Source organism: Solibaculum intestinale (assembly GCF_040096205.1).
GTDB classification, from domain to species: domain Bacteria; phylum Bacillota; class Clostridia; order Oscillospirales; family Acutalibacteraceae; genus Solibaculum_A; species Solibaculum_A intestinale.
In genome coordinates, this window is record NZ_JBBMFD010000015.1 from 57,525 (window position 1) to 67,489 (window position 9,965).

A 9,965-nucleotide genomic window follows, 5' to 3' on the forward strand; every position below is an offset into this window, starting at 1 on the left:
CTTTTATATAGACAATTGTTACATGATCGGATTCTTTTTTCCGTGCCAGAAGAAATACTCCTGGGTTCCCATCTGCCGATAAGTCTGGATGCGCTTGGTAATGTCCTCATCCTTGGCGATGGATTCCTTGGAGAAAAGGGACTGCTCCAGATTTTTGGTGGCGGCCAGCTCGTGGCCAATAAGCGCCCAAGTGGAGTCAAAAAGGTTGGCAAACTCCGGGTTTTCCATAGCCTTGCAGATGAAGGACTGGCGGGGCTGGTTGATGTCCTCGCCGGAAATCTCCATGAGGTTGTAGCGGGCGCAGTATTGCTTGATGCGTCCCAGCTGCTCCATGGTGTTGCGGGAGGGCATGTAGGTCACGGCGTTGAAGCCAAGCGCATGGATGGCTTCAAACAGCTCGTCAATGTACTGGTCCTCAAACCGCTGGGCCTTTTTGTCGCCGGTGACCGACTCGCCCACGTCACCTAAATACGCATAGGCGCTGATGGCCCCGATCTTCCTGGCAAACTCCACCGCTTCCCTGGCATGGGGGCATTCGTCGGTGGCTTGGATGTAGAATTTCGGAACAAATTCGCTTTTAAGTACGCCCAGCAGGTCGTACATGGCGTGGGGATTCTGCTCGTCTAAGAGATACCCTTCGATTTTCGGGGAAATGTTGAGCTTCATTTCGGTTTTCAGGAAGGTGACAAGAGCTTCCCCTTTCCCGTACTTTCCGATGATTTTATTGGCAAGGGCCGCGGTAATATGCCGCTCGGTGATGGAGCCGCCCCTGGCGTTTTCGGATATGGGGTATACGTCCTCGTCAAAGTCCACCGACAAGCCGTAAGGCGCCACCAGTTCGTTAATCTTTTTGGTCATGGCGCGGTTGCGCAAATTGCGCGCCTCCCGGTAGGGCCGGATGAAAGCCTCCACCTTATCAATCTGGGTATGGGGGATGCCGTGGATGGCCATATAAAAGATGGATTCCTGGTCGGGGTTGTTGATCCGCCGGCCATAGAGGGGGGTGTCGTCGGCCTTGGCGCGCAGTTCCATGCCGATGGTGGTGGCCATTCCCACGATCTCGCCGGCCTTGATGAACTCTCTGGCGCCCGCAATGGAATCGTGGTCCATGATTCCCGCCGTCTGCAAGCCCGCCTGGTAGGCCATCCATACCGCCTTGGTGGGCGAATAGGGCGAAAAGGAATAGGTGGTGTGGATGTGGTTATTGACGGAGTTGAGCTGCTTAGGCGCCTCCATCTCCCCGTCCTGGATCTTCTGCATGAGCGCTTTCAATGCGTCCAGCCGGTCCCAGCTGTCCGGTGCGTTTAACTGGGCGATCATCTCGTCAAACATGTGGTCCTCTCCTTTCAAATCCGTTCTCCTTTTAAAAAAGCGCCGCAGCAAAGTCCCCTGCGTTGGCGCCCCATAGGCAGCGCTCCACCTGTGCGTGCGAAAGCGCCTGCATTACCGCGTTCCTCTCATGAGGAACGCCGGCGAGGGCCTCCTCCAGCAGGGAAACATCCCGGTCCCCGAAAAAGTCCCCGAACACGCGGATGGCGGCAATGCGGCCTTCCTTTACGTTGAGATGAATCTCCGCCGTGCCGCTTGCAAACTTGTATTCCGCGTACACCTGGTATTTGGGAGAATCCCCATAGTTCCAAGCCCAGGTGGCGTATTTTTCCTCCCGCAGCCGGGTAATGGCAGCCTTGTCCGCCTCGGTCAGGGAGTATGCCTGTGCGTCTCCTGCACAGACCTCCTTTGCCACATGGCCGATAAAGTCTTCCACCGTCATGGGGGCTTTTAGGTGCTCGGAAATGTTCGTCACCCGGGAGCGCACCGACGCGACCCCTTTGGACTGGATTTTTCCCGGCTTTACCTTCAACGCATCGGTTAGGTCGGCCATGTCCGCAGAAAAAAGCAGCGTTCCATGGTGCATCATCCGGCCGTTTCTGACGCACTGGGCGGTACCGGAGAACTTTTGCTCCCCAATGCATAGGTCGTTTCGTCCCCGTAGGGCGGCGTCCACCCCAAGGGACTGGAGCGCCCGCAGAATCGGCTGGGAGAAATGGGCAAAATCGGTGGCGTGGCCGCTGCCGGACACGAGAAAGGTATAGTTGACATTCCCGAGATCGTGAAACACCGCGCCGCCGCCGGTCAGGCGGCGCACCACCGGGATGCGGTGGGCAGTGACATAATCGTAGTTGATTTCCGACATGGTGTTCTGGTTGCGCCCGACGATGATGGACGGGGCGTTGCGCCAGAGCAGAAAAATGTCCTCCTGGAAGGTGGTCAGAAGGTACTCTTCCGCGGCCAGGTTAAAATAGGGGTCGGTGGAAGCGTTGAAAATATACAGCATAAAACGGTTCCAGCTCCTATGGGAAAGAATTCCTGCCTCGTCCGGCTCCCTTCTTCTCGAAAAAGCCCTCCATAGCAGGACAGGGGCAATTTTTCAATTGCCCCTGTGCAGTTGTTGTTTTGTTGTGTTTCCTTACACGCCCAGCTTGCTGCGGCGGAGCATCTCTCCGTCGGTGAAGTTGGCCTCGGGGGTATAACCCTCCAGCGGCATGATGCGCTCGTGGATGGCGTCAATAAAGGTGGACGGCTGCGGGAAGAAGAACTTCTCCATCTCGTAGCAGGGAGTGATCCAGTTGCGCGAACCCACCACTACCGGCGGCGCATCCAGGTAATCGAAGGCCAGAGCGGTGACCTTTTCGGCCATTTCCGCCATGATGGAACCACGCTCGCAGGCATCGCCCGCGATGATGATCTTGCCGGTCTTCTTCACCGATTCGATGACCTTGTCGTAGTTAAAGGGAACCATGGAACGGGCGTCGATAACCTCGGCGGAGACGTTGTACTTCTCCTGCAGAATCTTCGCCGCGTCCAGAGCACGGTAGAGGGTGGCGCCGATGGTCAGGATGGTAATGTCCTTCCCCTCGCGCTTGACATCCGGCTCGCCGAAAGGAATCTCGTAGGACTCGGTGGGCACGCCGCCTTCGTGGAACTGCTCGCCCACGTCGTAGATGCGCTGGCTTTCGAAGAAGATGACCGGATCGGTGCCGTTGAGGGCGGCGGTCATCAGGCCCTTGGCGTCATAGGGAGTGGCCGGGAAGGCAACCTTCAGGCCCGGAATATGGGAAACGAGAGCAGTCCAATCCTGAGAGTGCTGGGCGCCGTACTTGGAGCCCACCGACACGCGGATGACCACCGGCATTTTCAGGATACCGGCGCTCATGGACTGCCACTTGGAAAGCTGGTTGAAAATTTCGTCGCCCGCGCAGCCTAAGAAGTCGCAGTACATTAGCTCCGCAATGACGCGGCCGCCCGCCATGGCGTAGCCCACAGCGGAACCAACGATGGCGGCTTCGGAGATGGGAGAGTTAAAGAAGCGGTGATAGGGAACCGCCTCGGTTAAGCCGCGGTAAACCGCGTAAGCGCCGCCCCAGTCGCGCACGTCTTCGCCGTAAGCGATGAGGGTGGGATCTTCGTAGAATTTATCGAGAACGGCTTCAAAAATACCGTCTCTGAGCTGGAAGACCTTGTTCTTGGAAACAGGCTTGCCGTTCTTATCGAAGCCCCAGCGCTCCTTGCGGGCAATCTGCTGCACGCGCGGGTTTTCTTCCTTAGGCATGAGCATTTCACTGGGACGGTCTTCCATCTTGGCGACCTTCTGGTTGGAGAACATGATGCTTTCGATGGCGTCAGGCTGCTTTGCAAGGTCGATGCGAGGCGAAACCACCGGATCGGCGGCCAGGCCGCAGACCTTGGTGATGAGAGCCTTGACGTCCTCGCGGATGGCGGCAAACTCGTCCGCGCTGGCAACGCCGGCAGCGGTCATCTTGGCCTCGTAGCCTTCCAGCACGTCCTCCTTCGCCCAGGCGTCCATTTCCTCCTTGGTGCGGTAGGTGGAAGCGTCCGACGGAGAGTGGCCGGCCATACGATAGGTAACCACGTCCAGAAGGACCGGGCCTTCGCCCTGCTCCAAGAGCGCCTTCTTGCGGCGCATGGCTTCGATGACAGCCAAGGGATTGTAGCCGTCCACACGTTCGGCGTGCATCTGGGCGGGGTTGATGCCGGCGCCCGCGCGGGCCAGGAAGTCGTAACCCATGGTTTCGCCGCGGGTCTGGCCGCCCATGCCGTACTGGTTGTTGAAGATGTTGAAGAGGATGGGCAGGCCCTTGTTGTAGCCTTCCTCCCACAACTGCTTGATCTGGTCCATGGCGGACATCATCATGGCTTCCCAGACCGGGCCGCGGCCCATGGAGGCGTCGCCGATGTTGGCGATGACGATGCCGTCCTTGGCGTTGCTTCTCTTATAGAGGGCGGCGCCCATGGCAATAGTGGCGGAGCCGCCGACGATGGCGTTGTTTGGATAGATGCCGAAGGGCGTGAAGAACGCGTGCATAGAGCCGCCGATGCCTTTATTAAAGCCGTTCTCCTTGGCGAAAATTTCGGCCAGAGCGCCGTACACCAAAAAGTCAGTGGCCAACTCTTTGACGTCGCCCGGGTTCTTCTGCTTGCCTTCGATGGCTTTGAGGGTCTTACCGCCCAGGAAGTTCTCCATCACGTCCATGAGCTCCTTGTCCGACAGCTTCTCGATGGCGGACAGGCCCTTGGCGAGGATTTCGCCGTGGCTGCGGTGAGAACCGAAGATGTAGTCGTTGATGTTGAGAATATATGCCTGGCCCACGGCGCTGGCCTCCTGGCCCATAGAAAGATGGGCCGGACCGGGATTGTTGTACTCGACGCCGTTGTAGGAATTGGTGGTCTTGATGAGATAGAGCATGGTCTCAAACTCGCGGATGATGGCCATGTCCCGGTAAATGCGCATAAAATCGGCCTTGGAGTAGTTTTCCTTCTCCTGCTCGACGGTACGGTCGTACTGGTTGACCGGAATGTCCTCAAAATGAATGGTTCCCTTGGCACGCAAGAACTTCGGGTCGACAAACTGTGACTTTGGCATGCTGATAACACTCCTTTAATCTTGGTTGGGCAAATTCAATATTTAGAACTTGAACAGCGTTTCGCGGATGATCTCGCAGACAGTGGGATGGGGGAAGACCAGCTCTTTGGCGTCGTCCACCCGCATTTCCGTCTCGATCATCAGCGCCGCGCCGTAAATCATTTCGGACACGTAGCTGCCCATCAGGTGCACGCCCAGGATGCGGCGGGACTTCTTTTCCACCAGGATCTTACACAGGCTTTCTCCGCCCTCGTTTTCCGCCACATAACGGCCGGAATAGATGAAGGGAAGCTTCTGGCAGTCGTACTCGATGCCCTTCGCCTTGGCGGTTTCCTCGGTTTCGCCTACGCAGGCGACCTCCGGATAGGTGTAGATGACCGCCGGAATGGCCTCGTAGCGCATGTAGTCGCGCTTGCCGGTCATGTGGTTGACCGCCACCTCGGCCTCCCGGTAGGCGGTGTGCGCCAGCATAGACTTGCCGTTGACGTCGCCGGCCGCGTACACATTGGGGACATTGGTCATCATGTGCCGGTCGGTGAGGATGGCGCCCCGGTCGGTAGCCACGCCGATGGTTTCCAGGCCGATGCCCTGGGTAACCGGGCGGCGGCCAATGGAGCACAAGGCCTTCGTGGCCTTGCATTCGACAATCTTGCCATCCTTTTCATAGACCACCGCGCCGTTCTTGACCTCGGTGACCTTGCTAGAGAGCTGGAAGTCTACGCCCTTCTTCTGATAAGTCTTCAGAAGCAGCGCGGAAATTTCGCTCTCGGTGGGGCCGGCAATGTGGTCGAGCATCTCGATGACGGTGACCTTGCTGCCCACCGAATTAAAGTAAGAAGCCATCTCCAAGCCGATGACGCCGCCGCCGATGATGACCAGGCTCTCGGGGATTTCCTCTAAATCCAGGATTTCCCGGTTGGTCATAACAAAACCGGCCTCATAATTTTCCCGCAGGCCGGGGATGGGGGGCATGGCCGGCATGGAACCGGTGGCGATAAGGAGCTTCTTGCCCTTATATTCCTTGCCGCCTGCTTCCACCACAAAGTCTTCCCCGTCCTTGCCCTTGATGACGCCTTCTTCCGACACCACCTCTACGCCGTTTGCCTTCATGGCGCCGCGGATGCCGGAAACCAGGGTCTTGACCACCTTGTTCTTCCGGGCGACCACCGCCTTATGGTCGATGGTAGCACCCTCCACGCTCACGCCGAAAACGGAGGCGTGACGGGCATAGTCGAGCATTTTTGCGCTGTTTAGCAGCGCCTTGGAAGGAATGCAGCCCTCGTTGAGGCAGACGCCGCCCAACGCCCGTTTTTCGATGACGACGGTTTTTAAGCCCGCGTGACCCGCACGCTCGCCCGCCAGGTAACCAGCCGGGCCGCCGCCCAATACAATCAGATCGTAGCTCATAACGCTTGCCTCCTTATTTCGCCAGCAATACGGTGAAGTTTTCCAGCGCCGTGACCAGTTCCTTCAAGAAACGGGAGGCAGGCGCGCCGTCGATCACCCGATGGTCGGCGGTGAGGGAAAGGTTCATGGCCGGATAGGTTTTGATCTCGCCGTTCACCACGCGGACCTTGGTCTCGATGGTGTTGACGCCCAGAATGGCGGTCTGCGGCGGATTGATGACGGGAGTGAAGCTTTCCATGCCCAGAGAACCCAGGTTGGATACCGTGAAGGTACCGCCCGAAAGCAGGTCGGGCGCGATGGAACCCTTCTGGCAGGCTGCCGCCAGCTCTTTGGCTTCCTTGGCGATTTCCGAAAGGCTCTTACAATCGGCGTTGCGGATGGTGGGAACCATCAGGCCGCGCTCGGTATCCACCGCCACGCCAAGGTGCACATGGGTAAACTGACGCACCTTATTGTCCACGCAATGGGCGTTGAAGTCGGGGTGGTTCTTGAGAACGCGGGAAACGGCGTAGAGGATCACGTCGTTGATGGTGATCTTGCCCACGTTCAGGGCCTCGCCGCCCGCCTTGACCGCCGCGCGGAAGGCGTTGACCGCGGTCATGTCAAAGTGCATGTTGTATGTAAGCTGGGCAATGGTGGAAAGCGAATGAATCATGTTCTTCGCAATCACCTTGCGGATGTTGGTCATGGGAACGTCCACATACTCGGGGCCTTCCTCCGCCACGGCGGCGGCAGCGGGCACTGCGGGAGCATTCAGGTCGGCCATGCGCACGCGGCCGCCGATGCCGGTGCCTTCGATGCCGGAACCGGAACCCACAAAGCCGTCTCTGGCGGCAAAGGTGGCGGCGTTGCCGGACGCGATCATGGCGTCAATGTCCCGCTCGATGATGCGACCGTTGGGGCCGGTAGCGGGAGCCACGGTATAATCCACACCCTGACGGGCAGCCAGGTTCTTCGCCCGGGGTGAAATTTTGATAAATTCATCCGCGCTGCGGGAAACCGTCTGGGCGGGTGCGGTTTGGGCCGTCTCTTCAGCAGGGGCGCTGTCTTCGCTGGCGGCCGGGGCCTCTTCCTCTTCCCCGGCGGGCTTAAACTGGGCGGTGCTTTCCCCGGGATTGCCGATGACGCACACGTTCGTCAAACAAGGAACGTCGTCGCCTTCCTCAAAGAAGATGTCCAGCATAGTACCGGAGAGCTTGCTTTCCTCCTCGAACGAGGCTTTGTCCGTCTCGTAGGAAAAAAGGATGTCGCCGGGCGCAACGGTGTCGCCCACCTTTTTATGCCACTTTGCAATGATACAGCTTTCCACCGACTGTCCCTGCCGCGGCATGATTACTGCTGTTGCCATTTGGTTCCCTCCTGCGTCTGTAATTGTAACATTTGTGTGAAGTTTTGTGAAATTTAACACTCGCTGGTGTTATTTTATCATTTACACCCCCTCCTGTCAACCGCCTGATCGGTAAAACCCCATAATTTTTGTTAAGGTATTGTGTACAAATTCGAAACGTTTGTCCTTGTGAGAGAGCGCCGGATGGGGTACAATAAAAACCATGTGAAAAAGAACGGACGCGCAACCGGTGTGGAGGGGTTTGGATGCTTGACAGCATAGCGGTCATTGCCGAACAGGTGGCGATGCTGTATCTGATGATGGCGGCGGGGTTTTTCTGCTTTAAGAAAAAGCTCATCCGGGAAAACGGCGCAAAGCAAATGACCGATCTGCTTTTATTCGTGGTTACCCCCTGCGTCATCGTCTCTTCCTTTGAAATCGAGTTTGACGCGGCGCTGCGCGACGGCATTCTGATCGCCACCGGCGTAGCGGTGGGCGCCCACGCATTGGCCATCGGGATCGGGATGCTCTTCTTTAAAAAAGAACCCGGCTCCCGCAGACGGGTGCTGCGCTTTTCGGTGGTGTTTTCCAACTGCGGCTTTATGTCCATCCCTCTGCTTTCCGCGCTGCTGGGCAGCCGCGGGGTCATTTACGGGGCGGCTTACTTAGGCGTCTTTAACATCGTCCAGTGGACCTACGGCGTTTACCTGATGACCGGGGACCGCAAACAGGTGTCGGTCAAAAAAGCAATTGTGAATCCCGGCGTCATCGGCCTGGCGCTGGCCTTGCCTATCTTCTTTTTCTCCATCCGGCTGCCGGACGTCCTTTCCCAGACCGTCGGGCAGCTCGCAAATCTGAACACGCCGTTGGCTATGGTGGTCATCGGGTGCCACATCGCGGCGGCAGACTTAAAACAAGCATTCTTAGACAAGTCCATTTACCTGGCGCTGGTACTACGCCTCTTAGCGGCTCCCCTGCTGGTCACTGCCCTGCTCCTCCCCTTCCACTTCGAACGGGACTTGCTTCTCGCCTGCGTCATCCCCGCCAGCGCCCCGGCAGCGGCCACCACTGCTTTGTTCTCCGACCGGTTCGGTCAGGACACTGGGCTTGCTTCCAGCATCGTGACGGTGACCACCCTGGTTTCCATTGTGACCATGCCGCTGCTGATCCTGGCGGCGTCCTTATAACAATTTTTGCGGAGCCTCCGGGACCGTATTACAACGTTTCCGCCAAACTCTCTCCTCTGTGTATTAATCCACCGGGCTCTTTCACCACTGCCGTTTCGCAAAAAGGTGAGAAGCGCCCGGTTTTTCCGTGAAAGTCAAACAAGCGGCGAGCGGCAAGGCTGGGAAACCGGCTGACACAAACGCAAAACGGCGCTCACCCCCCTCGGCAGGAAGCCAAAAGGCCGGGCGCTCGCTTTTCCCCGGCCATGGAGGGCACGGCGGTTCCTTGTCGTCAAACCGCCTATGCCCACCTGTAAAAGAAAAAGGAGCAGACGCCCGTGCGTCTGCTCCTTTTTCACGTCTCCCTTTCCGTTTTCTGCGCAACATCCGGTTTTCCTTGACAATTCTGCGATTTCTGGTATTATGCTTACTAAATTAGTAATTTACTAATTTAGTAAGCATAAAGGAGGGATTGGCATGAACATTCCCACTACCCTCAAGCACAAGCCGGTCATTGTCTCGGAAAATTACGAGAACATTGACGGACGTTCGGCTTACCATTCCGACGCAAAGGGGCTCTCTCTGGGCCTTGCCCAGTGGAACGACCGAGGCAAGGTGGACATTTCCGCCAAGGTCTGGCGGTATACGGGAGAAAAATGGTCCAGGCAGTCGGAAGAGCTGCCCATGCACCGGGTGATTGACCTGGCCATTCTCCTGTGCCGGGCAAAACTTTACTTTCAGGACGCCTACCGGTACGAGAAGTTATATGATCCCGATAAGCCCGTGATCGACCGCATCGGCCTACAGGGGGACGCGATGACGGTGTCGGTCTGCACGGAGAATCCCAAGCTTGACGAGGACATCAAGCTTTTCCAGGACGCCCTGAGCCGGGACGACGAGTTCATCAGCGAGCGGCTTCACGCGCTGGCGAACCTGCTGGCGGAAATGGGGTACGGCATGCGCAGAAATCCCGGCTATTCCCACAAGTAGGGAAACCGGGATAGGGCCGTCGACGAATTCCCATAGAGCGGCTCTCCCAGCCGCTTCCAGGCGTTTTCCATGCTGCACGGGTTATCCGATCAAAACGGCAAAGCGGGAGCGGGTGGAAATCCACCCGCTCCCG

The 9,965-nt window shown here is 57.7% G+C and carries 7 protein-coding genes; 2 read left to right on the plus strand and 5 right to left on the minus strand.

Features of this window, described 5'->3' with window-relative positions; all coding sequences use genetic code 11:
• Positions 1-18 precede the first annotated feature (18 nt).
• The 5 genes from WMO26_RS09185 to WMO26_RS09205 all read right to left on the minus strand — a co-directional run bounded on the left by WMO26_RS09185 (position 19) and on the right by WMO26_RS09205 (position 7,697).
• Positions 19-1,332: a PHP domain-containing protein gene (locus WMO26_RS09185; protein ID WP_349219839.1), complete on the minus strand. Its 1,314-nt coding sequence runs from the start codon at positions 1,330-1,332 to the stop codon at positions 19-21.
• Between the two features lie 31 nt (positions 1,333-1,363).
• Complete coding sequence (gene lplA / locus WMO26_RS09190; RefSeq protein WP_349219840.1) at positions 1,364-2,335, minus strand: lipoate--protein ligase; 972 nt, start codon at positions 2,333-2,335, stop codon at positions 1,364-1,366.
• A 132-nt stretch (positions 2,336-2,467) separates the two neighbouring features.
• Positions 2,468-4,942 carry an alpha-ketoacid dehydrogenase subunit alpha/beta gene (locus WMO26_RS09195; protein WP_349219842.1) on the minus strand — a complete coding sequence of 825 codons (2,475 nt, stop codon included), beginning with the start codon at positions 4,940-4,942 and terminating at the stop codon, positions 2,468-2,470.
• A gap of 42 nt (positions 4,943-4,984) precedes the next feature.
• Positions 4,985-6,349 (minus strand): dihydrolipoyl dehydrogenase, encoded by a 1,365-nt coding sequence (gene lpdA, locus WMO26_RS09200; RefSeq protein ID WP_349219843.1) that lies wholly within the window; start codon positions 6,347-6,349, stop codon positions 4,985-4,987.
• Between the two features lie 13 nt (positions 6,350-6,362).
• Positions 6,363-7,697 carry a dihydrolipoamide acetyltransferase family protein gene (locus WMO26_RS09205; protein ID WP_349219845.1) on the minus strand — a complete coding sequence of 445 codons (1,335 nt, stop codon included), beginning with the start codon at positions 7,695-7,697 and terminating at the stop codon, positions 6,363-6,365.
• Between the two features lie 245 nt (positions 7,698-7,942).
• On the opposite strand from WMO26_RS09205, the gene WMO26_RS09210 reads away from it, so the two are divergent.
• Entirely contained in the window at positions 7,943-8,863 is a 921-nt protein-coding gene (locus tag WMO26_RS09210; RefSeq protein ID WP_349219847.1) for an AEC family transporter, read from the plus strand.
• Between the two features lie 456 nt (positions 8,864-9,319).
• Positions 9,320-9,832 carry a DUF6530 family protein gene (locus WMO26_RS09215; RefSeq protein WP_349219849.1) on the plus strand — a complete coding sequence of 171 codons (513 nt, stop codon included), beginning with the start codon at positions 9,320-9,322 and terminating at the stop codon, positions 9,830-9,832.
• Positions 9,833-9,965: the final 133 nt, after the last annotated feature.

What these genes read in the sequence shown, in the direction of transcription:
- WMO26_RS09195 (WP_349219842.1), bottom strand. Translation starts at nt 4,942, where the DNA reads ATGCCAAAGTCACAGTTTGTCGACCCGAAGTTCTTGCGTGCCAAGGGA.
- WMO26_RS09215 (WP_349219849.1), top strand. Translation starts at nt 9,320, where the DNA reads ATGAACATTCCCACTACCCTCAAGCACAAGCCGGTCATTGTCTCGGAA.
- WMO26_RS09210 (WP_349219847.1), top strand. Translation starts at nt 7,943, where the DNA reads ATGCTTGACAGCATAGCGGTCATTGCCGAACAGGTGGCGATGCTGTAT.
- WMO26_RS09185 (WP_349219839.1), bottom strand. Translation starts at nt 1,332, where the DNA reads ATGTTTGACGAGATGATCGCCCAGTTAAACGCACCGGACAGCTGGGAC.
- lpdA (WP_349219843.1), bottom strand. Translation starts at nt 6,349, where the DNA reads ATGAGCTACGATCTGATTGTATTGGGCGGCGGCCCGGCTGGTTACCTG.
- WMO26_RS09205 (WP_349219845.1), bottom strand. Translation starts at nt 7,697, where the DNA reads ATGGCAACAGCAGTAATCATGCCGCGGCAGGGACAGTCGGTGGAAAGC.
- lplA (WP_349219840.1), bottom strand. Translation starts at nt 2,335, where the DNA reads ATGCTGTATATTTTCAACGCTTCCACCGACCCCTATTTTAACCTGGCC.